The sequence below is a fragment of the Thalassococcus profundi genome (genome assembly GCF_003344785.1).
Taxonomy (GTDB): Bacteria; Pseudomonadota; Alphaproteobacteria; order Rhodobacterales; family Rhodobacteraceae; genus Puniceibacterium; species Puniceibacterium profundi.
Genome location: NZ_QPMK01000005.1, coordinates 170,352 through 194,505, shown reverse-complemented (window position 1 = coordinate 194,505; position 24,154 = coordinate 170,352). Strand labels below are relative to the sequence as shown.

Sequence of the window (24,154 nt, the reverse complement as noted above, 5' to 3'; positions counted from 1 at the left end):
CCCCGCCGCGCAGCAACGATGATTGAATCGTCTGGCTGGGTGTCCAACAGCGCAGTCAGTTCCGCAAAGAGCGCAGCTACTGGGAAAGTTCGAATAAATACCTGCACGTTGACCGGCATTGAAGTCGCTGCGTCGCCTTAAATCCGGCAAGTGACGTTATCGCGTTTTTCATGCAGTACTCATGCAATTCGGTATAGATCGTGGCAGCGCCCAATAGGGCAATGGCTTCGGTCGCAACCGCCGAGAGCAGCACGGAGCTGCTCGCGAACTTCATACAGTGCAATTCGGCGTTCGCGTTTTGAATGGCCTGGGCGGTGGCGACATTCTGTTCGATGCACGTATCACATTTGTCGTAGCAGCCCTCCAACCCCTGTTGCGCGACGGCGTTGGCCAAAGCGATACCTCCGCAAGTTCCTTCGGAGGCTACGGAGTTCTGTTGCGCCCGCAGGCGGTTAACATTTCCAGCGCTGCGTTGATTGCCGGGCAGCAAGAGCGGGGCGGTCCTTTCCCTGAGTGCATCGGCACGTTGTTGGGGACGGACCTGCGCCGCAAGTGACAAGTTCTGGTCATCTTCAGTGTCAAAGCATTCAATGCCCACGCACAGCTCTTCCCCCAGGAGGACACCGACGGCATTTTCGGAATGCCCGCCCCCAGTGCCATTTTCGTCAGGCGGGAACGGGGGATTCGTGTCGTCCCACGCGCTGAACTGCTGAGGGATTTGGTCCGCGGACTGTTCCACCAACTCGTTGATTATGGATTGCGATGGCCACCAGCCGAAGTCCGCGGTTTCAGGGTTGTTCAGCGCGATCTGGAGACCTTCGGCCAGGTAGATTCCCATATCGAAAATCTTGTCCCCGTGTTGTTCGGGCATGCTCAGGTCGACGCCCGGGCCGTAATATTCGACCAGCGTGTTGCCGATGTAGATGGAAGACGTGCCGTTCGGGTCATTCGGAAAATCCAGTATGATCGTCACATCGTCGGAATTCAGGCCGCCACCTTTCGGCCAGACATGCATGATCAGTTGCAGATGGTTCACACCCTCACCCTGATAGAAGTACGCACAGGCAATTTCACCGCAAGAGAGATAGTCAATATCAGCAGGTTCCGAAGCAGCTGCCGACGATATGAAGCCGAATGCGGAAATGACGGACGACGCAAAGAAACTGCGTGAAAAAATCTTCTCCAAGGTTGGTACCTCCAGTAGCAATTTTTGAAAATTTTTAAGTAAGGTATTCAACCTAAGATTGTCCCTGATCTGCGTACAGATCAAGCCCCTTTCATCTTTGGGAAAAATTATCGGGCGTCTCGCGTGAGTCTTTGCGTGATTTCAATTCTCTGCGGCTGGGGTCAGGACGTATCGCCAGGAGAGGACGATGGCTGCGAGCGCAATGGACGAGAGGAAGGCCATCGGACATCCAGTCCAAAAACGTGCACCGCGCTTTCATTCCGTGAGCCTGCCGAACATGATCTCAAAGCATTCGAACCTGGCAGGTTTGGCGGTGCGGCAAGTCTTCACCAAAGTCGGCTTCCTGGACGTTGTGCCGAAGTGCAAGCCAAGGGTCAGCGGCGGGCAAGTGCTGATCACGTTCCTCGGTTGGCGCGGGCCTCATGCCACTGCAAAGTCCGCCTCCGGTGCATGGCTGCCGTTCAATTGCGGTGCATCATCCCGTACCGCTGACTGCGACACCCAGTTGCAGATACAGGCTGCAAGCCAACCTACCCGCCGTACCGCTCCAGAAACGCCTCCGCGCTGAGCGTCCGGAAATCCTCCAGCGCCATGCGCAGGGCGTCGTGGGGCCAGTTCCACCAGGCCAGGGCGATCAGGCGGGCGGCGATCTCGGGCGGTTGGCGGTCGCGCAGTTTGCGGGCGGGGGTGCCGGCGACGATGCAATAGGCGGGCACGTCCTTCGTCACCACGGCGCCCGCGGCGACCACCGCGCCGTGGCCCAGCGTGACCTCGGGTTTGATCATCGCGGCATGGCCGATCCAGGTGTCGTGTCCGATGACCGCGCGCCTGGCGCGGCGGCGGGCGAAGAAATCGGCGTCCGTCTCGGCATCGTCCCAGTAATCCCCCGAGCGATACAGGAAGTGGTGGCAGGCGGCAGTGTCGAGCGGATGGTCGGTGGCACCGATGCGCACGAAGCTGGCGATATTGGCGAACTTGCCGACCTCGGCATTGGCGATATCGGCGAAGCGGTCGCAATAGCTGTAGTCGCCGATCCTGCTGTGGGCGACGCGGCTGCCCGCGCCGATCTCGACGTAGGCGCCGAAGGTGGTGTCGGTGATCGTGCAGCCGTCGTGGATGACCGGGCGGTCCGGGGAAAGGCGCGCCATGTCAGTCGCTGCGCCCGATCAGCTTGCCCCGGAGCCAGCCCGAGAGGCTGTCCATCACCATGACCATGCCGACGATCAGGACGATGTAGTAGGCGACCTCTTCCCAGTCCTTCTGGGTCTGGATCGCCTGCGTCAGCATCAGCCCGATGCCGCCGCCGGTGATCGCGCCGATGATCGTGGCCGAGCGGGTGTTGGATTCGAGGAAGTACAGGATCTGCGCCAGCAGGATCGGCACGATCTGCGGGATCACGCCGAAGCGGTAGCGCTGCAGCGGCTTGGCCCCGGTGGAGGAAATGCCTTCGATCTGCTTCTGGTCGACGTTTTCGAGCGCCTCGGAGAAGATCTTGCCGAAGGTGCCCGTGTCGGTGATCAGGATCGCCAGCGTACCGGTCAGCGGGCCGGGACCGAAGGCCCGCGCCAGCACGACCGTCCAGATCAGCGCATCGACGCCGCGCACGAAGTCGAAGAGCCGTCGGGTGGCGGCGCGGATCAGCATGACGGGGGCAAAGCGCTTGGCAGCCATGAAGGACAGGGGCAGGGCGAGCATCGCCGCCCCCATGGTCCCGAGGAAGGCCATGAGGATCGTCTCGCCGATGGCCCAGGCCACGTCCCTGTGCCGCCACATGGCATTGTTCCACCAGTCCGACACGGCGCCCGCGATGTTGCCGCGGTCGGGGTCGATCCGGTCGCCGAACAGGATCTCGCCGAACCCGTGTCCGTGATAGGGGCTGTCGAAGGTGAACCAGAAAAGCTCCCACCCCGGGAAGTAGTTGAACACCTCGGTCTTCGATCCGGTGATGGTCACGCGGCCTTCGGGCGTGGTGATCCCCACCCGGCGGGACGAGGCGCTGATCCAGTCCGGCAGGTCGCCCGTCAGGTTGGTGGTGATCTCGCGTCCCTCGGCCTGTGCTTTGATCAGGCCGAACTCCGGGATTTCGACCTCGGTGCGCCGGTCGGGCAGGAGCCGCACAAGTGTGCCGCCGCCCAGGTCGACGGTGATCACATCGTCACCGGTCACCCAGTCGGGGCGCTGGCCGTCGGGGTAGGCGCCCTTGCGCTCGCCCTCGACCGCGTATTCCATCTCGCCGCTGCCGTTTTCGCGGGTGACATGGGTCTTGTAGGACCAGCTGTCCGAGGCCAGCGTCACCGCGTTGTCCCAGTTCGCCCGCTGGGCGAGGCCGGGCAGGTCGAAGGCGAAGAAGATGTAGACGAAATAGGCCAGGATGACGCCGGGGAGGCCGACGGCGAAGAGGCGCTTGCGCGAGAAAAGCGCATCGGCCTGCGATTTGACGAGATCGAGGTCGGCGGCGCTCATGCGGCATGTCCTTCGGTCAGGCGATTGCGATAACGGCTCGACAGCTGGTCGAAGAAGACGATCGTGCCGAAAAGCAGGATGAAGATCGCCGCGGCCTCGTCGAAGCGCCCCGGCCCCCAGGCCATGGAATTGCGCAGCTCGTAGCCCAGCCCGCCTGCGCCCACGAAGCCGAGGATCGCAGAGGCGCGGATGTTGATCTCGAACCGCAGCAGCGCGTAGCTGAGGTAGTTCGGCGCCACCTGCGGCAGCACGCCAAGCCACATCTTCTGTGCCCAGGTGGCCCCGGTGGAGGCCAGACCCTCGACCGGCTTGAGATCGGCATTCTCGGCCACTTCCGAGAACATCTTGCCGAGGGCGCCCGCGGTATGGATGGCGATGGCGATCATCGCGGGCACCGGCCCGCCCCCCAGAACGAAGATCAGGACAAGCGCGATGACGATTTCGGGCACTGCCCGCATGATGTCCATGAAGCGGCGGAAGACCGGGATCAGGCGCGGCCAGCGCGCCAGCCCGCGGGTCGAGAGCAGCGACAGCACCAGCCCGGCGGCGGCGCCGATCAGGGTGGACACGGCGGCGATGTTGATCGTCTCGATCAGGGCGGGAAAGAACTCGACGACGAGGCCCGGCAAGTCGGCGCGCTTTTGCCAGGCTTCGGCCAGCACTTCGGCGGGGTAGTCGCCGATCTGGTGCAGGCCGTCCCAGAAGCCGCCGGCATTGCGGTCGTCGGCCACCATGAAGCCCGAGACCATGAGCAGCACGAAGATCATCAAAACCAGCCCGCCGTAGAGACGGCGGCGCTGGACCTGAGCCAGGTAACTGGCCCGGATATGGTCGATGGAACGGGCGCCGTTCGGCGTGCCCAGTGTCGCGTCTGTCATCTGCTGCCCTCGAACGAAAATCGGCAGCCCGGAATGCGGGCTGCCGACAGGATGGATGACGCTCAGCCGCCGATTTCGGCTTTGCGCGCTTCGACGATGGAGGTGTAGGTGGCATGGGTCACCGGCTTGGCGCCCAGGCTGTCACCGGCGAAGACGCCGTAGGTGCACTCCGGATCGGTCTCGTAGAGGTTGTCGACCAGCGTCGTCATCTTCTCCTTCACGTCGGCGGGCAGGGCGGTGCGCAGCACCACGGGGCCTTCGGGGATGACTTCGGATTTCCAGATCTCCACCAGCTCGTTCATGTCGACGAGGCCCGCGTCCACGGCCTTGCGCAGGGCGCCCGAGTTGTAACCGTCTTCCCAGTTGCCCTGGCCGTCGGCCCAGGTCACGCCGCCGTCGATGTCGCCGTTGTTCACCGCGACGATGGTCTGCTCGTGACCGCCGGTGAAGACCACATCGGCAAAGTATTCACCCGGCTCCATGGTGATGCCTTCGCCGGCCTGGGGGATCTCGATGGAGGGGATCAGGTAGCCGGAGGTGGAGTTCGGATCGCCGAAGCCGAAGACCTTGCCCTGCATGTCCTCGAGCGAGGTGATGCCGGCATCCTTGCGGGCGAAACCGATGGAATGATACCCGATGGAGCCGTCCAGGTTGACCTTGACCATCACCGGCTCGACCGCTTCGGGATCCTGCAGGTAGGTGGCGGCATAGGCTGATGCGCCCAGCCAGGCCATGTCGATGGTGCCGCCCAGCAGACCCTGGATCACGCCGTTGTAGTCGGCGGGGGCGAAGAGCTTGGTCTCGACGCCCAGTTCCTCGGTAGTGTAGTCCGCGAGGCACTGGTAGGAGTTCATGCGGTCCTGCGCGTTCTCGCCGCCGAGAATGCCGATGCGGAATTCGGTGATCTCCTGCGCGAAGGCGCCGGTGCCAAGGGCGGTGGTGGCGGCAAGCGCCAGGACGAGGGTCTTTTTCATCAGGGTCTCCTTTAAGATTGCCCTAAAGCCTTGCGGCTGCGTGCGGGCGGGGTGGATGAAGGTGGACCGCGCGGGTCACGCGGGGCGTGACTGGCTCAGACGTAGGCTTTCGCTTTGCGGGCCTCGTGACTGTCCAGCGTTTCGATTGCGGTCGAGGTCGCGGCCTCGGAGAAATCCGCGCCGGCGCCGTAGATGTCGCGGGCGACGCCGGTGGTCAGCTGCGCGGGCGTTCCGTCAAAAACGATCCGGCCGTCACGCATTCCGATGACCCGGTCGCAATAGCGCCGCGCCGTATCCAGCGTGTGCAGGTTGGCGATGACCATGCGGCCGTCTTCCTCGTGGATGCGGCGCAGGGCGTCCATCACGATCTGCGCGTTCATCGGATCGAGCGAGGCGATGGGTTCGTCCGCGAGGATGATCCTGGGGTCCTGCATAAGGGCGCGCGCGATGGCCACGCGCTGCTGCTGGCCGCCCGACAGCGCCTCGGCCCGTTTCGGCGCCTGTTCGGCGATGCCCAGACGGTCGAGGATCTCGATGGCGCGGTGGATGTCGCTCTGCGGATAGAGGTTGAACATCGTCGCAAAGGTGGACCGCTTGTTCAGCGTGCCGTGCAGCACGTTCGACACCACGTCCATGCGCGGCACAAGGTTGAACTGCTGGAAGATCATCGCGCAGCGCGATTGCCAGTCGCGCTTGGCCGCGCCTCTGAGGGCGGTGATCTCTTCGCCGTCGAACGTGATCGACCCTTCGGTCGCATCACTCAACCGGTTGAGCATCCGCAGCAGCGTGGATTTTCCGGCACCGGACCGCCCGATGATCCCGATCATCCTGGGTTCCGTGACGTGAATCGTCGCCGCGTCAACGGCGGTCTTGTCTCCGAAGCGCTTGGTCAGCGTGTCGATTTTCAGCATGTCGCCCCCATGTTCAGGAGGCCGGATATGGGTTGATGGCGACAGCTGCGTGACGGTTTTGAATCGGTTTTCTTACAGTTTCGCAACGACTCTGTGAATGCAGCCGGAAAGGGCCGCAGCGCACTCGTGGCCGATGCGACCGTCCGGCATCACGTTATCCACAGGTCGTCATGAAACCGTTACAATTCTCGTCAGAACCGCGTATGGTCGGGGCATGTCCGTTCGCATCGCCCTTCCGCTGGTCCTTACCGTTCTGCCCGGCCTCGCACAGGCGCAGATGTCCGATCTGCGCTGCGAGGACAGCTCGCGTCTGGAGCAGACCCTGACACAGGTGCTGGGAGCCGAACGCCACGGGATGGGCCTGCGCGACCCGAACACCGTGCTCGAGGTCTGGGTCACCCAACAGAGCGGCGACTGGATCATCGTGCAGACCTACAGCAACGGGACGTCCTGCATCGTGGCGATGGGGGAACATTGGGACGGCACATCGACCGGACCCGCCTGACGCGCGCCCGTCACGGGTCTTGTCCGGCGACATCCCGCCACGCAGAGGCTCGCCGGTTCGGGTCGCACAGGATTTCGCCGTCGATCACCTGCCGCAACCAGTCCACGAACAGGGTCCGGGGCCGATAGCTTGGGTCGTCCTTGGGCCACACGAAATAATAGGTGCCGATACTGATCTCGGTGTCCGGCCAGAGCGCCACGAGACGGCCGTCCCGCAGCTCGTTTTCGATCAGATAGGTGGGCAGCAACGCCGCCCCCATGCCATGAACCGCCGCCTCGATCATCGGCGCGAACTGATCGAAAAGCATCCCGACCGGGCATTCGATGTCCTGTCCAAGCGCCAGGGCCCATCTTTCCCAGGCATCGGGGCGCGTATCGAGGTGCAGAAGCGGCAGTGCAAACAGGTCGCGCAAGGACTCGCCGCGCCGGGTTTCGGCGATCCCGGGCGATGCCACGGGCGCCACATATTCCGGCATAAGCGCCTGATAAGCGACGTCGGACCAATCCTGCTGGCCGAAGTGGATCGCGCCATGGAAGGGTTCGGCGGCAAAGTCGAAAGGTTTCAGCCGCGTGCCGAGATTGATCGTAACATCGGGATGGCGGGCCGCGAAATCCGGCAGCTTCGGCGCCAGCCAGCGCACCCCGAACGCCGGAAGCATCGCGATATTGAGCTGCCCGCCCGCCGGGTTCGCCTTCAGGCGCAGGCTCGCGGTTCCAATCTGTTCGAGCGCGGCCCGCACCTGGCCGCAGTAATTGCGCGCGGCCTGCGACAGCCTGATGCTCTTCCTGTCCCGCAGGAAGAGCGGCGTCTCGAGGTAGTCCTCCAGAAGCTTGAGCTGGCGGCTCACCGCGCTTTGCGAGACGCCAAGCTCGACCCCGGTTTGCGTGGCGTTCCCCGTCCGCTCGAAGGATTCGAGTGCGCGAAGCGCGGTCATCGGCGGCAGGGTCCGCTTCGGGTGCGGCATGGGTATGAGGCCGTTGCATGATGAATCCGATAATTGCGTTTCTCATATGCATGGTCGGCATGTCAAACAGAGCCGTTAACGGGAGTTACGCATGCTGCGAATGGCTGGCGGATTCGAAGGCTGGACACCGTCCGCGATCCTTGTGATCGCAAGAAAGGCCGCGCGTCCGCGTGCCGCCGGACGGGGCGGTCCGGCATCGTGCATCGGCGCGCCGGACATTGCCGCGCCGCCGCATGTCTGCGATGCGGCCGGGACAGCGACCGCTGGCGGACGCACGCGGTATCGGCTTACCGTGGGTCCGACCATCGCGTCCGGCCGCGCCCTCGGAATGCCGGCCCTTGCCCGGCTGTCCCGCTCTCCTTCGCGCGCCGATCCGCAGAGAGGCTGCGCGCCTCTGTACCGGGCCGTCGCCGGCCTGATCTCGAACCAAAGGACAAGCTCATGACATACCAGCACATTCTCGACGCCTGCGGCCTGAGCGCCGCGGAGACCACCGGCGGGACGCTGTCGGTCACCACGCCGGTGGATGGCAGCGAAATCGCGCGGGTGCCGATGCACTCCGTGGCCGACGCCGAAGCCGCGATTGCCAGGGGTGTCGACGCCTTCGACGCCTGGCGCAAGGTGCCTGCACCGCGCCGCGGCGCGCTGGTGCGGCTCCTCGGCGACGAACTGCGCCGCGAAAAGGCCAACCTCGGGCGCCTCGTGTCGCTGGAGTGCGGCAAGATCTACCAGGAAGGTCTGGGCGAGGTGCAGGAGATGATCGACATCTGCGACTTTGCCGTCGGCCTGTCGCGGCAGCTGTACGGTCTGACCATCGCCTCCGAACGTCCGGGCCATTCGATGCGCGAGACCTGGCATCCGCTTGGGGTCTGCGGCATCATCACCGCCTTCAACTTCCCCGCGGCACCCTGGTGCTGGAACGCGGCGCTGGCGCTGGTCTGCGGCGATCCGGTGATCGCCAAGCCGTCGGAAAAGACGCCGCTGACGCAGCTGGCGATCCAGAAGATCTGCGACCGCGCCATGGCGGCCTTTGGCGACGACGCGCCCGAGGGCCTGATCCAGACCCTGATCGGCGAACGGGACCTGGGCGCGGCCCTGACCGCATCGCGCGACGTGGCGCTGGTGTCGGCCACGGGATCGGTGCCCATGGGCAAGGCGGTGACGGCGGACATGGCGAAACGCCTGGGCAAGACGATCCTGGAACTGGGCGGCAACAACGCGATGATCGTGGCGCCCTCGGCGGATCTGGAAATGGCCGTCCGGGCCATCGTGTTCTCCGCCGTCGGCACCGCGGGCCAGCGCTGCACCTCGCTGCGCCGCCTGATCGTGCACGAAGACATCTACGACGACCTGATCCCGCGCCTCGTCAAGGTCTACGAGGGCCTTTCCATCGGCAGTCCTCTCGAAGACGGGACCCTGGTCGGTCCGCTGATCGACGCGGACGCGATGACGGCGATGAACACGGCGCTGGAGCAGGCGAAAGCCGAGGGTGGGACCGTGCACGGCGGCGGGCGGGCGCTGGCAGAGCAGTATCCCGATGCGGCCTACGTGTCGCCCGCCATCGCCGAGATGCCGGAGCAGAGCGCCATCGTGCATACCGAAACCTTCGCTCCGATCCTCTACGTGATGAAATACACCGAGCTCGACGCCGCCATCGCCATGCAGAACGCCGTGCCGCAGGGCCTGTCGTCCTGCATCTTTTCGACCGATGTGCGTGAGACCGAGCATTTCCTGTCGGCGCAAGGCTCGGACTGCGGCATCGCCAACGTAAACATCGGTCCCTCGGGGGCCGAGATCGGCGGCGCCTTCGGCGGCGAAAAGGAGACCGGCGGCGGGCGCGAAAGCGGATCGGACGCCTGGCGCGCCTACATGCGCCGCCAGACCAGCACGGTGAACTACTCGCGCGCGCTGCCGCTGGCCCAGGGCATTTCGTTCGAGATATGACCCTCGTGCCGCGCCTCGTAAGCCTCTGGTCCGACACCGCGCCCGACCGGACCCGCTATGCCCCCCTGCGCGAGTCGATCACCGTCGACGTCGTGGTGATCGGAGGCGGCTTTACCGGGGTCTCGGCGGCCTGTCACCTGGCCGCCAGGGGTGCTTCGGTGGCGCTCCTGGAGGCGCGGAGCATCGGTTTCGGCGGATCGGGCCGCAACGTGGGCCTCGTCAACGCCGGACTCTGGACGCCGCCGGACGAGGTGGAGAAAAAACTCGGCAAGACCGTCGGCGGGCGGCTCAACGCGCTGCTGGCGGACGGCCCCGCGACGGTGTTCGACCTGATCGAGACCCACCAGATCCGCTGCGAGGCGGTGCGGCAGGGGACGCTGCACTGTGCCCATTCGCCGGCAGGCCTGCGCGACCTCGAGACCCGGTTCGCCCAGCAGCAGGCCCGCGGCGCGCCGGTCAGGCTGCTCGATGCCGCTGAAACCGCGCGGCGCACGGGCAGCTCGGCCTATTGCGGCGCGCTTTGGGACGGGCGGGCCGGAACGATCCAGCCCCTGGCCTACGTCCAAGGACTGGCCCGCGCGGCGCAGGGGTATGGCGCGCGGATCTTCGAAGAGACCAGCGCGCTCGGCATGTCGGAAACGGCGGACGGCTGGACCGTCCGGACGGCCGAAGGCGAGGTCCGCGCGGCGCGGCTCATCCAGGCGACCAATGCCTATGGCGTGGACGCGGCGGGCGACAATGCGATCATCCCCGCGCATTTCTTCCAGCTCGCGACGGCGCCGCTGCCGGACGACCTGCGCAGGACCATTCTCGCGAGCGGCGAGGGCTGCTGGGACACGGCCATGGTCATGTCGGCCTTCCGGCTCGACCGGGCGGGCCGGATGATCTTTGGCGCGCTCGGCAACCTCGACGGCGCCGGCGGCGCGCTGCATCGCGGCTGGGCCGCCCGCAAGCTGGTGCGGCTGTTTCCGCAGCTGGCGGGCATCCCCTTCGAACAGGAATGGACCGGCCGCATCGCGATGACCGGCAGCCACCTGCCGCGCATCGAACGCCGCGGGAAGACCGGAATTTCCATCTTCGGCTACAGCGGACGCGGCATCGCCCCGGGCACGCTCTTCGGGCGCGCCGCCGCCAACTGGGTGCTGGGCACAGGCGACCTGCCGCTGCCGGTCGGAGAGCTGCAAACCGAACCCTATGCCGCCGCCAGGGGCCTCTACTACGAGACCGGCGCAACGCTCACGCATCTTACCGACGGACGTTTCTAGACCGGATTTCGCGTCGAACGGAGCCGGGAGGCGCCGGGCCTGTCGCCGGCCTTGCGCGTGTGTTCCCGTGCGGACAAAGGCTTGCTGGACACTGGCGCAATTTCCCTTTCGCCATCGGATGCTCAAGGAAAATGGCGGAGAGACAGGGATTCGAACCCTGGGACCCCGTGAAGGGTCAACGGTTTTCGAGACCGCCCCGTTCGACCACTCCGGCACCTCTCCGCGGGGGTCTGGTGGGGGCGTTTAACCGGCTGCGCGGAGAGGTGCAACAGGAATTTCACCGCAAGGCGACGGTGCCGCGGCGGACGCACAATGACGATTGCGCGATGATCTGGTATTCCGGCGGCGGCGCTCATAGGTTGCTCCGGTAACTCTGTCAAAGGACCGACCGAATGTTCCTGCGTACCGCCTTCGTTGCCACTGCCTTTGCCCTGGCCGCGCCCGCCTTCGCGGCGCCCGAGGACGACCTGATCGGGGCGTTGGGGGTGCCCCAGATGGTGCAGATCATGCGCGAGGAGGGGCAGGGCTACGGTGCCGATCTGGGCCGCGACATGCTGCCCGGCGGCAGCGACGCCGCCTGGGAGGCGGTGGTCGACCGCATCTACGATACCGACGCGATGCTCGAGACCGTGCGCGCGGGCTTTGCCGAAGAGATCGAGGGCACCGATCTCGACCCGCTGCTCGACTACTTCACCTCCGACGCGGGCGCGCGGATCGTCGGGCTCGAGATCTCGGCCCGCGAGGCGATGGTGTCCGAGGATGTCGAAGAGGCCGCGCGCGACGCCTACCGAATGGCGGCGGCGGAGGAGGACCCGAGCCTCGAACCGCTCGAAGCGCTGATCGAGGCGAACGATCTCGTCGAGGCCAACGTGGTCGGCGCGCTCAACGCCAGCTTTGCCTTCTACAAGGGGCTGGCGGATGGCGGCGGGCTCGAGATGTCCGAGGCGGAGATGCTGTCGGACGTCTGGGGACAGGAGGACGAGACCCGCGCGGACACCCGCGAATGGCTTTTCGCGTATATGATGCTGGCCTACGGGCCGCTGGGCGAAGAGGCGCTGGCCGATTACGTGGCGCTGTCGGAAACCACCGAGGGGCAAGCCTTGAACCGCGCCCTGTTCGCCGGCTTCAACGACATGTACGACAAGCTGTCCTACGCGCTTGGCCTGGCCTTGTCGCAGCAGATGCAGGGGCAGGATCTCTGATGACGTGACGTGCCGGGAAACCGGTTCGGACCGCTTGACATCGGGGCCAAATCGCAACATAAGCGCGGCTCTGAGGCTGGGGCGAGTTCCGGCCTTTCGATTTTTTGACACATCGCCCGGACGGACCGGGCGCGCTGTTCGAGGCGGCGAGAGCCGGAAACGCCCGCGACGCGGGGGCCACAGGACGCGGCAGGAAAAGGACGACACGCATGTTTGCGGTGATGAAGACCGGCGGCAAGCAGTACAAGGTCCAGTCGGGCGATACGCTCCGGGTGGAAAAGCTTGCGGCCGATGCTGGCGAAAAGGTCCAGTTCAACGAGATTCTGATGCTCGGCGGTGACAAGATCACCGTGGGCGTCCCGCTGGTGGACGGCGCCGCCGTCCAGGCCGAGGTCATCGACCAGATCAAGGGTGACAAGGTCATCCACTTCGTCAAGCGCCGCCGCAAGCACGGCTCGCAGCGCACCAAGGGCCATCGCCAGCAGCTGACCCTGCTGCGGGTGACCGAGATCCTCGCCTCGGGCGCGGACAAGTCGGGCATCAAGGCCGCCGTGGGCGCCGGTACGCTGCCGCGCGGACTGGGCGAAGAGGTCTACACCACCAACGCCTCCGAGCAGGCCGACATGAAGGCCCGCGTCAAGAACGACGAGGCCAAGGCCAAGCCCGCCAAGAAGGCCGGTGTCGCAAGCGGTGCCGCCGACGACCTGAAAGAGCTGTCGGGCGTGGGCCCGGCGCTCGAGAAGAAACTGCACGAGGCCGGCATCACCAGCTTCGCCCAGATCGCAGCCTGGACCGAGGAAGACGTCGAGAAATTCGGCGAAGTCCTGTCGTTCAAGGGCCGGATCGAGCGTGAAGGCTGGATCGAGCAGGCCAAAGCCCTGTCCGAGAAATAAGGAGAGACACCCATGGCACATAAAAAAGCAGGCGGTTCCTCCCGCAACGGTCGCGACTCAGCCGGACGCCGTCTTGGCGTGAAGCTCTTCGGTGGCCAGTCCGCGATCCCCGGCAACATCATCGTGCGTCAGCGCGGCACCAAGTTCTGGCCGGGCGAAGGCGTGGGCATGGGCAAGGATCACACGATCTTTGCCACCGTTGACGGGGCCGTGACGTTCCACAAGGGCCTCAAGGGCCGCACCTTCATTTCGGTCCTGCCAGCGGCGGAGGCCGCAGAGTAAGCCGACCTTTAGGTTTTGATAACAGGGGGATCGGCGACGGGCCGGTCCCCCTTTTTTTTTCCGGAGCGTCCGGACCCCGATGACTGCATCACGCGTTATTAAAGGCCGAGCCGAGGGAGGAGGAGCCCGCGGACTTTCGGCAGCAAGTGTGTTTGAGGAGAGCCACATGAGCATCGACACGCCCGTTCAGCAGCCCACGGTCAGCACCGACCGCCTTGACTTGCGCCCGCTGCGCAAATCCGATGCGGGGCTGATTTCGCATTACAGCGCCGATGTGCGCGTGGCGTCCATGACCCAGGCGATCCCGCATCCGCTGCCACCGGGCACGACCGAAGCCTACATCGCCCGCGCGATGGCTCCGGTGCGCAACGAAGAAGTCTGGGCGATGGACGGCACCAAGATCGGCTCGGCCGAGGTGATGGGGCTGATTTCGCTCGTGCGCATGGACCGGGCGCAGTCGGAAATCGGCTACTGGGTGGCGCCGCCGTTCTGGAACACCGGGTTGGCTTCGGATGCGGTGAAGGCGCTGGTCGATGCCAACCCGCTGGGTGACGCGACGATGTTCGCCAGCGTCTTCCAGGACAATCAGGCCTCGGCGCGGGTGCTGACAAACTGCGGTTTTGCCTATATCGGCGATGCCGAAGCCTTTAGCGTGGCGCGCAACACCTGCGTGCCCACGTGGACATATCTCAAGAAACTGCGCTGACCGTCGCTGCGCGCGGCGGTCACGCGGTTCAATTCGCAGACGCAGGACGCCGCAGGCGCAGGACGGACGACCATGAAATTCCTCGATCTTTGCAAGGTCTACATCCGCTCGGGCTCGGGCGGCGGCGGTGCGGTGAGTTTTCGCCGCGAGAAATACATCGAATTCGGCGGGCCCGACGGCGGGGATGGCGGGGATGGCGGCGATGTCTGGGCCGAGGCGGTGGACGGGCTCAACACCCTGATCGACTTCCGTTACCAGCAGCATTTCTTTGCCGACAACGGCCAGCACGGCATGGGCCGCCAGCGCACCGGCAAGACCGGCGAGGACATTGTACTCCGGGTGCCCGTGGGCACCGAGATCCTCGACGAGGATGAAGAGACGGTGCTTGCCGACATGACCGAATTGGGCCAGCGGGTGCTGCTGGCCAAGGGCGGCAACGGCGGCTGGGGCAACCTGCATTTCAAATCCGCCACCAACCAGGCACCGCGCCGGGCCAATGCCGGCCAGCCGGGGGTTGAGCGCACGATCTGGCTGCGTTTGAAGCTGATCGCCGACGTGGGTCTGCTGGGCCTGCCCAACGCCGGCAAGTCGACCTTCCTCGCCGCCACGTCGAATGCCCGGCCCAAGGTCGCGGACTATCCCTTTACCACGCTGCACCCGAACCTCGGCGTTGTCGGCGTCGACAACGTCGAATTCGTGGTCGCGGACATTCCCGGCCTGATCGAAGGCGCGCACGAAGGCCGGGGGCTGGGCGACCTGTTCCTTGGGCATGTGGAGCGTTGCGCGGTGCTGTTGCACCTAGTGGACGGCACCTCGGGCACGCTGATCGAGGATTATCATACCATCATTGCCGAGCTTGACGCCTACGGCGCGGGCCTGGCCGACAAGCCGCGGGTCACCGTGCTGAACAAGATCGACGCGCTCGACGACGAGGAACGCGCCTTCCTGCGCGAGGAACTGGAAGAGGCGGCGCAGCAGAAGGTCTACCTGATGTCCGGCGTGTCCAAAGAGGGGCTGACCGAAGTCCTGCGGGCCCTGCGCGCGCAGATCGACGATTCGCGCCTGCGGACCAAGGCCGAGGAGGATACCGGCGAGGAGGATGCGCCGTGGCAGCCCTGAGCGACGCCAAACGGCTGGTCGTCAAGATCGGCTCGGCTCTGCTTGTCGACCGGACAACCGGCGCGCTGCGCGCCGACTGGCTGCGGTCGATGGCCGAGGACGTGGCGCGGATCAAGGCGCGCGGCACCGACGTGATCCTGGTGTCCTCGGGCTCCATCGCGCTGGGGCGCGGCGTGCTGGGCCTGCCCGCGACGGTGCTGCCGCTCGAACAAAGCCAGGCGGCGGCGGCGGTGGGACAGATTCGCCTGGCCCGCGCCTGGGAAGAAGCATTGGCGCCCCATGCCATCACCACCGCGCAAGTGCTTGTCACGCTTGAGGATTCCGCCGACCGCCGGCGGTACCTCAATTCCCGCGCGACAATGCAGACGCTGCTGGGCTTCGGTGTCGTGCCCATCGTGAACGAGAACGACACGGTGGCCACGGACGAGATCCGATACGGCGACAACGACCGGCTGGCCGCACAGGTCGCGGTCACCGTGGGCGCCGATCAGCTGATCCTGCTGTCGGACGTCGACGGCTTCTACAGCGCCAATCCGCAACAGGACGCGGCCGCGCACCGCTACGACACCATCGACGACATCACCCCCGAGATCGAGGCGATGGCCGGAGATGCCGGGTCGGGGCTGTCCAAGGGCGGCATGAAGACCAAGCTGATGGCGGCCCGGACCGCCACCGCGTCGGGCTGCGCGCTGGCGATCACCGAAGGATCGGTGCTCAACCCTCTGACGGCGCTGGAAAACGGTGCCAACGCCACCTGGTTCACCCCGCAACTCGACCCGCATCTCGCGCGCAAGCGCTGGATCGCGGCGATGAAGCCGCAGGGGGTCATCCGCATCGATGCGGGCGCGGCGCGAGCGCTGAAACAGGGCAAATCCCTGCTGCCCGCCGGGGTCGCGGCGGTCTCGGGCAGTTTCGGCCGCGGCGATCCGGTGGCCATCGAGGCGGCTGACGGCGCGGCGCTGGGGCAGGGACTCGTGCGTTATACCGCCTCCGAAACCACGGCGATCCGCGGCCACAAGAGTTCTGAAATCGAGGAGATCCTCGGCTATCCGGGCCGGGCTGTCCTCATCCACCGGGACGACATGGTCCTGTGATATGATGGCGTGAACCCGTCACGTCCCCGCCGATACGATCCAACCCGAGGAGCGATGCCATGAAAGACCAGACCGATATCGCCACTATGATGCAGGACATCGGCGCGCGCGCCAAGGCCGCCGCCGCGACGCTGGCCTATGCCCCGGCCGAGACCAAGCGCGAGGCGCTGAGCGTCGCCGCCGACACCGTCTGGGCCCGGCGCGCCGCCATCGTCGAGGCCAACGCCAAGGATATGGAGTTCGGTCGCGACAAGCGCCTGTCCGACGCGATGCTGGATCGGCTGCTGCTGACCGAGGCGCGGATCGAGGGCATCGTCGAGGGGCTGCGCGCCATCGCGGGGCAGGACGATCCGGTGGGCTCCGTCATGGCGGAATGGGACCGTCCCAGCGGGCTGCACATCAAGCGCGTGCGCACGCCTCTTGGCGTGATCGGCGTGATCTACGAAAGCCGCCCCAACGTGACCGCCGATGCCGGCGCGCTCTGCCTCAAGGCTGGCAACGCGGTGATCCTGCGCGGTGGGTCGGAGAGCTTTCACAGCTCCGGCGCGATCCATGCCTGCCTCGTCGAAGGCCTGCGAAGCGCCGGTCTGCCCGAAGACGCGATCCAGCTGGTGCCGACGCGCGACCGCGCCGCGGTGTCCGAACTGCTGACGCTGACCGAGTATGTCGACGTGATCGTGCCGCGCGGCGGCAAGGGGCTGGTGGGCCTCGTGCAGCGCGAGGCGCGGGTGCCGGTCTTTGCCCATCTCGAGGGCATCGTGCACATTTACGTCGATGCCGACGCCGATCCGGTCAAGGCGCTGGACGTGATCCTCAACGCCAAGACCCGCCGCACCGGCATCTGCGGCGCGGCGGAATGCCTGCTGATCCACCGCGACGTGGTGGACACCATCGGGCAGGGCGTTATCCGGGCGCTGATCGACGCCGGTGTCGAGGTGCGCACCGACGAGACGCTCAGTGCTATTGCCGGCACCAGCCGCGCCTCCGACAGCGACTGGGGCTGCGAATATCTCGACATGATCATCGCCGCGCGGGTGGTCGACGACGTCGACGCCGCCATCGACCACATCGGGCGCTACGGCTCGAATCACACCGATTGCATCCTGACCGAGGATGACGGGGTGGCCGCGCGATTCTTCGAGCGGGTGGATTCGGCGATCCTGATGCGCAATGCCTCGACCCAGTTCGCCGATGGCGGCGAATTCGGCATGGGCGCCGAGATCGGCATCGCCACCGGCAAGCTGCATGCGCGCGGGCCGGTGGGAGCCGAACAGCTGACCAGCTTCAAGTACATCGTCGTGGGCGACGGTACGCTACGCAGCTGACCGCGCGACGCCGACCCCGAGGGCAAGCCGACGGGGAGATGAAGCCGACCGGACCGCGTCGGACCGGCGTCAGATCGTCAGGATCAGCGCGTCGGATGTTTCGGTCACGGTGACGCGGCGCCCGAGGGACCGGGTCAGCGTGTCGAGAAGCGCGAACTGCACCCGCGACGGGGTCAGTTCCCCCTGCGTGTCGCCGGTGTCGAACAGGCCCCAGAGGCCGTTTTCGCGGTTGATACGCGGCCCCTGAGCGGTGATCGTCCAGCCGCTCGGGCCATGGTCGAAACCGACGGTGCCGCCCAGCGGCAGGGCGGTTTCGGCGCAGAGCAGCGCGAGGAAGGCCATCTGGAGGTCTACGCGCGGCAGATCGCCCTCGACCCGCCAGTCGGCCTGCACCCGGCCGCTGCGCGCCATGTCGGTCAGTATTTGCGTTGCCTCATGCCGGCCGATCCGCTGTTCGGTCGCAGAAGCGCCGAAGGCGATTCGGAAGAACCGGATCCGGGCATTTGCATGGGCGCAGCTTTCGTGAATCAGCTCCAGCTCGGGTCCCATGCCGGTCTGGCTGTTCATGCCGAGCAATTCCAGCCCGTTGCTGATCGCGCCGATCGGGCTGATCAGATCGTGACAGATGCGCGAGCCTATCAATGCAGGCAGGGCGTCTTTATCATAGCTCATGTCAGGCTCCGGAAAGGGATGGAAATGACCGAGATGAATGCGTTGCTGGAGCCGGGGATGATCGTCGAACACCCCGACCGGCCCGATTGGGGGCGCGGCCAGGTGCAATCCAATATCCACGGCCGGATCACGGTGAATTTCCGTGAGGAGGGGAAGGTGGTCATAGATGGCTCCCGTGTCGCGTTGCTGCCCGTCTACGAGGATCGAAGCTAGGCCAGCAGCCTTTAGAAACCATTAACCAACTCTGCCCATGGTTGCGCGCCTTTGGGTCCGGCCACGAGGATTTTCACGGCGATTGCCCGAAAATCCTGCGTCTGTGACACCGGGGACGCAGCTTGTGCGCAGGGCAAAGTGCCGGTGCCGGGCCGTATTCAGGACTTGGCGATATAGCGGTCTCGACGATGGTTGACGGTGATGATCACATTGAGGATCACCGCGCCCAGCAGCGACCAGGCGACCCGGTCGGGGGCAAAGAGCAGCAGCGCCAGGGCAAAGACGAGCGCGTCGAAGATCAGCTGCGTGTTGCCGGCCTTGAAGCCGTTGCGGTCCTGCAGCCAGAGCGCCACGATCCCCACGCCGCCCAGCGTCGCGCCGTGCCGGAAGAGAGACAGCAGGCCGATCCCGGCAAGAATGCCGAAAAGCGCCGCCCCCACCGCCGGGTGCAGCTCGCTGATGGTCAGCACATAGGGCATCAGTTCGACCATGCTCGACATCAGCGTCACGGCGATGAAGTTCTTGACCGTGAAGGTCCAGCCCATCTGCCGGATCGCCAGGGCGTAGAACGGCAGGTTGAGGACGAAGAAGGCGGCGCCGAAGTTCCAGTTGGTGGGGTAGCTTACGATCAGCGCGAGGCCGGCGATCTGCCCGGTGATCAGCTCGGAGGCGCGCAGGAACTGGATGCCGAGCGCCACCAGCGTCGTGCCGATCAGGATGCCCTGCACGTCCTCGGCAAGGCTGTGACGGTCGGGCGGCGGGGTATCGAGCAGGATCATGGGTTACCAAGTGCGACAGGCCGCGGCGGGGTCAAGCCCGCAGCCGGGACGGTGCGCCCGGTCCCCGCGATTTCCCGGCCCGCCTGCCGCCGATGCCGGTTTTTCAGGCAGGGCCCCCGGCCATGGCGGCAATCAGCGCCGAGAGTTCCGCCGAGGCGTCTTCGGCCTGCCAGATTTCCTCGCCCAAGGCGACGAAATCCGTGACCGGCGCGAGCCGGCGCAGGTGATCCGCGTCCAGCCCGCCCTCGGCCACCACCGGCAGTTCGACAATCTCGGACCACCACTGGAACAGCTCCGCATCGGCCTGGCTGCCATCGCCGAGCGCGCCGCCGCCGACCGGGCCGAAGCTCACGTAATCCGCGCCGGCCTCGCCTGCGGTCATGCCGTCGTGCCGCGAGGTGCCGCAGAAGGCGCCGACGATGGCGTCGGGCCCCAGCTCCTTGCGGGCGAACCGAACCGAGCGCGCGCCGTCCGCGAGATGCACCCCGTCGAGTCCCAGCCGCTTGGCCAGCACCACATGGGTGTCGATGACCAGCGCCACGTCGAACCGGTGCGCCACCTCGCGGCAGGCATCGGCGGCGCGCAGGATGCGGTCTTCGTCGCGGGTGGCGAGGCTGAGGCGCAGGCAGGCGATGTCGTGCGTGTCCAGCACGGCGGCCAGCCGATCGGGAAAGCTGCCCAGATCGAATTCGGGCGGGGTGACAAGATAGATCTGCGGCTGCTCGGGCTCTGACATGGGCCTCTCCTTGGGGCGTCGCGGTTCGGTGTGTCTTAGCGCGGGTTGCGGTGATTGACCATCCGGGGCCGCGACGGAGTTTTGGTCGGCGCGGCACCCGGGGGCCAGGCCCCGGACCGCTGGACAACCGGGGGGCCAGCCCCCCGGACCCCCGGAGGTTTTACCGCGAGTTTTGCAACGCAAAACTTGCGGGTGGCAAGATGAAGGGGGAACGGGTGGGGCATGCGGCATGCGATATCGCGGGAAGTAGGGAAAGTGACGGAGGTGCCTCATGTTTGGCGCGTATTCCCGGCGCGGGCTTGTGGGGATCCGGGGGGCGCGACAGGGCGCTTCTTGCGGTGCGGACAGGGGCGGCGTATGGGTCGGCGGCGCCGATGGAGAGACCGCGATGCCGACCGACATTCCCCAGCCCAGCTTTGTCCTGATCCGCCCGCAGATGGGCGAGAACATCGGGGCGGCGGCGCGGGCGATGTGGAATTTCGGGCTCGATCGGATGCGGATCACCGCGCCGCGCGACGGCTGGCCCAATCCGAAGGCGGATGCCATGGCCAGCGGCGCGGGGCGGCTTCTGGACGAGGCGCAGCTTTTCGACAGCACCGAGGCGGCCGTGGGCGATTGCACGTTCGTCTATGCCACCACGGCGCGGACCCGCGACTTGACCAAGCCGGTGTTCAGCCCCGAGGCGGCGATGGCCGATGCGGCGGCGCGGGTGGGCGCCGGGCAGAAGGTCGCGGTGCTTTTCGGGCCGGAGCGGGCGGGGCTCGAGAATGCAGACGTGGCGGTGGCCAACGCGCTCATTACGGTGCCGGTCAACCCGGAGTTTCCGTCGCTGAACCTCGCGCAATGCGTTCTGCTGACCGCCTATGAATGGCGCCGGGCGCAGGGGGCGGGCGACGCCATGCAGGTCGGGATGGCGGGCACCGACTGGGCCAGCACTGCCGAGATCGCGGCGCTGGCGTCGCATTACGAGGAGCGGCTGGAGGAAGCGGGGTTCTTTTTCCCCGCGCACAAGGCCGGCAGCATGAAGCTCAACCTGCGCAACCTCTGGAGCCGGATGCCGCTGACGCAGGTGGATGTGCGCATGCTGCACGGGGTGATGCGACAAATGGTGCGCTGGAAGTCACGCGGGGACTGACTTGAAGCCCTGCCACGGCGGGCCTAGTCTCCGCGCAAAATGGAGAATGGCATGAGCGGAAAGCGCAGTATCTTCGAAGAGGTGGGCACGGCCAGGACCGAGGCGGCGAAACCCGCGGGCGGCGTCATCGACAAGGGCCGCGGTGGCGCGCGCGGGGCGGTGCGGGTCTGGCTGATGATCCTCTTTGCGCTGGTCATGGTGATGATCGCGGTCGGCGGTCTGACGCGGCTCACGGATTCGGGCCTGTCGATCACCGAATGGCGCCCCGTCACCGGCGCACTGCCGCCGATGAGCGCCGAGGCCTGGGCGGCGGAGTTCGACAAGTACCGCGCCATTCCCGAATATCAGCTACAGAACCGCGGCATGAGCCTGCAGGAATTCCAGTTCATCTACTGGTGGGAATGGGGCCACCGGCAGCTGGGCCGGGTGATCGGGCTGGTCTGGGCGCTGGGGTTCATCGGCTTCCTCGTGACCCGCAAGATGCCGACCGGCTGGTCCATGCGCCTGCTGGGCCTTGGCGCGCTTGGCGGGCTGCAGGGCGCCGTGGGCTGGTGGATGGTCGCCTCGGGCCTGACCGGAGAGATGCTGGATGTGGCGAGCTACCGGTTGGCCACCCATCTGGGCCTCGCCTTCGTCATCCTCGGGCTCATCGCCTGGTATGTCTTCCAGCTGGGTCAGCCCGAGCGGGTGCTGATGCAGACGCGCCGGTCGCGCGAGGGCAAGCTGTTCGGCATGTCCACCGGGCTTTTGCACTTTGCCTTTCTGCAGATATTGCTGGGCGCGCTGGTTGCGGGGATCGACGCCGGGCGCAACTATACCGACTGGCCGCTCATGGGCGGCGGGTTCTTTCCGCCGACGCCCTTCGAGATCGAGCCGCTCTGGCGCAATTTCTTCGAGAACGACGCGCTGGTGCAGTTCCTGCACCGCATGGCGGGCTACCTGCTGCTGATCTTTGGCGTGGTGGTCTGGGCACGGTCGCGCAAGTCGCCCAATGGTGACACGCGGTTCCGCTTCAACGCGGTGCTGGCGATGCTGCTGCTGCAGATGGTGCTGGGCATCGTCACGGTGATGTACGGCGCGCCCTGGCACATCGCGATCCTGCACCAGGTGGGGGCGGTGATCCTCTGGGTGCTGATCCTGCGCGCGCGCTTTGGCGCGGGCTATCCCAAGGCGCAATCGGTTCGGGGGGCTGCGGCATGAACGCATTCGACGATCTCATGCGGCATGCCCGCGACACCGCCGCCCTTGGCCAGGTGGCCGGGCGGCTGGGCTGGGACCAGGAGACGATGATGCCGCGCGGCGCCGCCGGCCAGCGGTCGGACGAGATGGCGGCGATGGAGGGCGTGCTGCACGCGCGCCGCACCGATCCGCGCATCGGCGACTGGCTGGCGGCGATCGACGGGGAAACGCTCGACGATGCGGGCCGCGCGCAGTTGCGCGAAATCCGGCGGTCCTTCGAGCGCGCGAACAAGGTGCCGGCGCGGCTCGCGGCAGAGATTGCGCGCGTCACCAGCCAGGCGCAGGGTCAATGGGCCGAGGCGCGGGCGGCGGACGATTTCGCCGCCTTCGCGCCGATCCTGCGCGAGGTGCTGGCCCTGCGCCGCGAAGAGGGGGCGGCGCTGTCCGACGGTGGCGACGTCTACGATGCGCTGCTCGACGATTACGAACCGGGGGCGAAAGCGGCGGAGCTTGAAGCGATGTTCGGCGCGCTGCGGCCGCGGCTCGTGGCGCTGCGCGAGGCGATCCTCGACAAACCCGCGCCGAAGGGGCTGGAGGGCACCTTCGACGAAGGCGCGCAGATGAAGCTGACGCGGCAGATCGCCAAGGTCTTCGGCTACGACATGAGCCGAGGACGGGTCGACAAGGCCGTGCACCCGTTCAGTTCGGGCTCTGGCAACGACGTTCGGATCACCACGCGGACCGCGCCCGAGGATCCGTTCAACTGCCTCTATTCCACCATCCACGAAGTGGGCCACGCCTGTTACGAACAGAACATCGACCAGGCTTACCTTCTGACGCCTCTGGGGCAGGGCGTGTCGATGGGCGTGCATGAAAGCCAGAGCCGGATCTACGAAAACCAGCTGGGCCGCAGCCGGGCCTTTACCGGCTGGCTCTTCGGTCAGATGCGGGACGCCTTCGGGGATATCGGGGTGGCCGACGAAGAGGCGTTCTATGCCGCCGTGAACCGCGTGCACAACGGCTTCATCCGCACCGAATCCGACGAGGTGCAGTACAACCTGCACGTCCTTTTGCGGTTCGACCTGGAACGCGCGCTGATTTCCCGCGCGCTCGAGGTCGAGGACCTGGAAGCCGCCTGGAACGACCGTTTCGCGGCGGATTTCGGCTTTCCGGTCACGCGGCCGTCGCAGGGCGTGCTGCAGGACGTGCACTGGTCGGTGGGACTTTTCGGCTACTTCCCGACCTATACTCTGGGCAATGTCTACGCCGGCTGCCTGCATGCGGCGCTGCGCGACGCGGTGCCTGAGCTCGATGCGCAGCTGGCCCGCGGAGAGTTGGCGCAGGCGACGGGCTGGCTGCGCGACACCGTGCAGCAGCACGGCGGGCTCTGCACGCCGCGCGACCTGATCGCGCGCGCCTGTGGGGCGGAGCCGTCTGAGAAACCGCTGCTGGAGTATCTCGAGGCGAAGTTCGGCGCGCTTTACGGGCTCTGATCCCGGCGTGCGAAAAAAAGGCGCGCCACTCGGGCGCGCCAGTCACGGTGTTCGCATGATCTCCGGCCGCGGTCCGGACCGCCGTTCAGAGATAAGGAGCGGAAAGGTCGCGCCGGGTCGAAGGGACGGGCCAGGGAAACCATTCCGTCCAGACGCAGGCGCCGGGGGTAGAGACCGGCGCCGGGCGTAGCTTTCCTATGCCAAGCCAGAAGGACACACCTTTAACGTGTAGACAA

25 protein-coding genes and 1 tRNA gene are annotated in these 24,154 nt (G+C 66.2%); 15 read left to right on the top strand and 11 right to left on the bottom strand.

All coding sequences use genetic code 11. The annotated features are described in order from the left end of the window. Positions 1-76 precede the first annotated feature (76 nt). A complete protein-coding gene (locus DU478_RS09220; protein ID WP_147276331.1) occupies positions 77-1,237 on the bottom strand; it encodes a hypothetical protein in 1,161 nt (386 codons plus the stop codon). 136 nt (positions 1,238-1,373) lie between these two features. Here DU478_RS09220 and DU478_RS22670 point away from each other — a divergent pair, with 136 nt between their 5' ends. After that, the gene (locus tag DU478_RS22670) at positions 1,374-1,754 is read left to right on the top strand and encodes a hypothetical protein (protein WP_147276330.1); all 381 of its coding nucleotides are present in this window, start codon (positions 1,374-1,376) and stop codon (positions 1,752-1,754) included. Here the strand turns inward: DU478_RS22670 and DU478_RS09215 are convergent. From DU478_RS09215 to phnC, 5 genes are all read right to left on the bottom strand, one after another. After that, positions 1,717-2,334 carry an LbetaH domain-containing protein gene (locus DU478_RS09215; RefSeq protein WP_114510661.1) on the bottom strand — a complete coding sequence of 206 codons (618 nt, stop codon included), beginning with the start codon at positions 2,332-2,334 and terminating at the stop codon, positions 1,717-1,719. The genes DU478_RS22670 and DU478_RS09215 overlap by 38 nt on opposite strands. Position 2,335: 1 nt before the next feature. Beyond that, the gene (gene phnE / locus DU478_RS09210) at positions 2,336-3,649 is read right to left on the bottom strand and encodes a phosphonate ABC transporter, permease protein PhnE (protein WP_114510660.1); all 1,314 of its coding nucleotides are present in this window, start codon (positions 3,647-3,649) and stop codon (positions 2,336-2,338) included. Further along, the gene (gene phnE / locus DU478_RS09205; RefSeq protein ID WP_114510659.1) at positions 3,646-4,527 is read right to left on the bottom strand and encodes a phosphonate ABC transporter, permease protein PhnE; all 882 of its coding nucleotides are present in this window, start codon (positions 4,525-4,527) and stop codon (positions 3,646-3,648) included. The genes phnE (DU478_RS09210) and phnE (DU478_RS09205) overlap by 4 nt, the downstream gene beginning before the upstream one ends. A gap of 62 nt (positions 4,528-4,589) precedes the next feature. Further along, the gene (gene phnD, locus DU478_RS09200) at positions 4,590-5,501 is read right to left on the bottom strand and encodes a phosphonate ABC transporter substrate-binding protein (RefSeq protein ID WP_114510658.1); all 912 of its coding nucleotides are present in this window, start codon (positions 5,499-5,501) and stop codon (positions 4,590-4,592) included. Positions 5,502-5,596: 95 nt separating this feature from the next. Beyond that, complete coding sequence (gene phnC / locus DU478_RS09195; RefSeq protein WP_114510657.1) at positions 5,597-6,412, bottom strand: phosphonate ABC transporter ATP-binding protein; 816 nt, start codon at positions 6,410-6,412, stop codon at positions 5,597-5,599. Between the two features lie 214 nt (positions 6,413-6,626). On the opposite strand from phnC, the gene DU478_RS09190 reads away from it, so the two are divergent. Then, positions 6,627-6,917, top strand: a complete 291-nt coding sequence (locus DU478_RS09190) for a hypothetical protein (protein ID WP_114510656.1) — start codon at positions 6,627-6,629, stop codon at positions 6,915-6,917. A gap of 10 nt (positions 6,918-6,927) precedes the next feature. On the opposite strand, the gene DU478_RS09185 is transcribed toward DU478_RS09190, so the two are convergent. After that, on the bottom strand, positions 6,928-7,851 hold the full coding sequence (locus DU478_RS09185) for a LysR family transcriptional regulator (RefSeq protein WP_233501177.1): 924 nt from the start codon (positions 7,849-7,851) through the stop codon (positions 6,928-6,930). 471 nt (positions 7,852-8,322) lie between these two features. Here DU478_RS09185 and amaB point away from each other — a divergent pair, with 471 nt between their 5' ends. Then, positions 8,323-9,825 carry an L-piperidine-6-carboxylate dehydrogenase gene (amaB, locus tag DU478_RS09180; protein ID WP_114510654.1) on the top strand — a complete coding sequence of 501 codons (1,503 nt, stop codon included), beginning with the start codon at positions 8,323-8,325 and terminating at the stop codon, positions 9,823-9,825. Continuing rightward, on the top strand, positions 9,822-11,090 hold the full coding sequence (locus DU478_RS09175; protein WP_114510653.1) for an NAD(P)/FAD-dependent oxidoreductase: 1,269 nt from the start codon (positions 9,822-9,824) through the stop codon (positions 11,088-11,090). The genes amaB and DU478_RS09175 overlap by 4 nt, the downstream gene beginning before the upstream one ends. A gap of 132 nt (positions 11,091-11,222) precedes the next feature. Here the strand turns inward: DU478_RS09175 and DU478_RS09170 are convergent. Continuing rightward, a tRNA-Ser gene (locus DU478_RS09170) sits at positions 11,223-11,312 on the bottom strand. Positions 11,313-11,482: 170 nt separating this feature from the next. On the opposite strand from DU478_RS09170, the gene DU478_RS09165 reads away from it, so the two are divergent. From DU478_RS09165 to DU478_RS09135, 7 genes are all read left to right on the top strand, one after another. Beyond that, entirely contained in the window at positions 11,483-12,292 is an 810-nt protein-coding gene (locus DU478_RS09165; RefSeq protein ID WP_114510652.1) for a DUF2059 domain-containing protein, read from the top strand. Between the two features lie 209 nt (positions 12,293-12,501). Further along, positions 12,502-13,185: a 50S ribosomal protein L21 gene (locus tag DU478_RS09160; protein ID WP_114510651.1), complete on the top strand. Its 684-nt coding sequence runs from the start codon at positions 12,502-12,504 to the stop codon at positions 13,183-13,185. A gap of 12 nt (positions 13,186-13,197) precedes the next feature. Continuing rightward, a complete protein-coding gene (gene rpmA, locus DU478_RS09155; protein WP_114510650.1) occupies positions 13,198-13,467 on the top strand; it encodes a 50S ribosomal protein L27 in 270 nt (89 codons plus the stop codon). Positions 13,468-13,633: 166 nt separating this feature from the next. After that, positions 13,634-14,173, top strand: a complete 540-nt coding sequence (locus DU478_RS09150) for a GNAT family N-acetyltransferase (protein ID WP_114510649.1) — start codon at positions 13,634-13,636, stop codon at positions 14,171-14,173. Between the two features lie 72 nt (positions 14,174-14,245). Beyond that, complete coding sequence (obgE, locus tag DU478_RS09145) at positions 14,246-15,292, top strand: GTPase ObgE (protein ID WP_114510648.1); 1,047 nt, start codon at positions 14,246-14,248, stop codon at positions 15,290-15,292. Next, positions 15,280-16,386: a glutamate 5-kinase gene (gene proB, locus DU478_RS09140; protein ID WP_114510647.1), complete on the top strand. Its 1,107-nt coding sequence runs from the start codon at positions 15,280-15,282 to the stop codon at positions 16,384-16,386. Before obgE ends, proB begins: the two co-directional genes overlap by 13 nt. Before the next feature lie 59 nt (positions 16,387-16,445). Continuing rightward, positions 16,446-17,711 (top strand): glutamate-5-semialdehyde dehydrogenase, encoded by a 1,266-nt coding sequence (locus tag DU478_RS09135; RefSeq protein WP_114510646.1) that lies wholly within the window; start codon positions 16,446-16,448, stop codon positions 17,709-17,711. A 69-nt stretch (positions 17,712-17,780) separates the two neighbouring features. Here DU478_RS09135 and DU478_RS09130 read toward each other — a convergent pair whose 3' ends face one another. Then, positions 17,781-18,383 (bottom strand): histidine phosphotransferase family protein, encoded by a 603-nt coding sequence (locus tag DU478_RS09130; protein WP_114510645.1) that lies wholly within the window; start codon positions 18,381-18,383, stop codon positions 17,781-17,783. Positions 18,384-18,407: 24 nt separating this feature from the next. On the opposite strand from DU478_RS09130, the gene DU478_RS09125 reads away from it, so the two are divergent. Next, entirely contained in the window at positions 18,408-18,596 is a 189-nt protein-coding gene (locus tag DU478_RS09125) for a DUF3553 domain-containing protein (protein ID WP_114510644.1), read from the top strand. A gap of 158 nt (positions 18,597-18,754) precedes the next feature. On the opposite strand, the gene DU478_RS09120 is transcribed toward DU478_RS09125, so the two are convergent. Both DU478_RS09120 and DU478_RS09115 read right to left on the bottom strand, forming a co-directional pair. After that, positions 18,755-19,375, bottom strand: coding sequence for a YitT family protein (locus tag DU478_RS09120; protein WP_114510643.1), 621 nt, complete (start codon positions 19,373-19,375; stop codon positions 18,755-18,757). 103 nt (positions 19,376-19,478) lie between these two features. Continuing rightward, positions 19,479-20,111 (bottom strand): thiamine phosphate synthase, encoded by a 633-nt coding sequence (locus tag DU478_RS09115; protein ID WP_114510642.1) that lies wholly within the window; start codon positions 20,109-20,111, stop codon positions 19,479-19,481. A gap of 388 nt (positions 20,112-20,499) precedes the next feature. Here DU478_RS09115 and DU478_RS09110 point away from each other — a divergent pair, with 388 nt between their 5' ends. The 3 genes from DU478_RS09110 to DU478_RS09100 are packed head-to-tail and all read left to right on the top strand — an operon-like array spanning position 20,500 to position 23,918. Further along, the gene (locus tag DU478_RS09110; RefSeq protein WP_114510641.1) at positions 20,500-21,246 is read left to right on the top strand and encodes an RNA methyltransferase; all 747 of its coding nucleotides are present in this window, start codon (positions 20,500-20,502) and stop codon (positions 21,244-21,246) included. 51 nt (positions 21,247-21,297) lie between these two features. After that, positions 21,298-22,446 (top strand): heme A synthase, encoded by a 1,149-nt coding sequence (ctaA, locus tag DU478_RS09105; RefSeq protein WP_114510640.1) that lies wholly within the window; start codon positions 21,298-21,300, stop codon positions 22,444-22,446. After that, on the top strand, positions 22,443-23,918 hold the full coding sequence (locus DU478_RS09100; RefSeq protein WP_114510639.1) for a carboxypeptidase M32: 1,476 nt from the start codon (positions 22,443-22,445) through the stop codon (positions 23,916-23,918). Before ctaA ends, DU478_RS09100 begins: the two co-directional genes overlap by 4 nt. Positions 23,919-24,154: the final 236 nt, after the last annotated feature.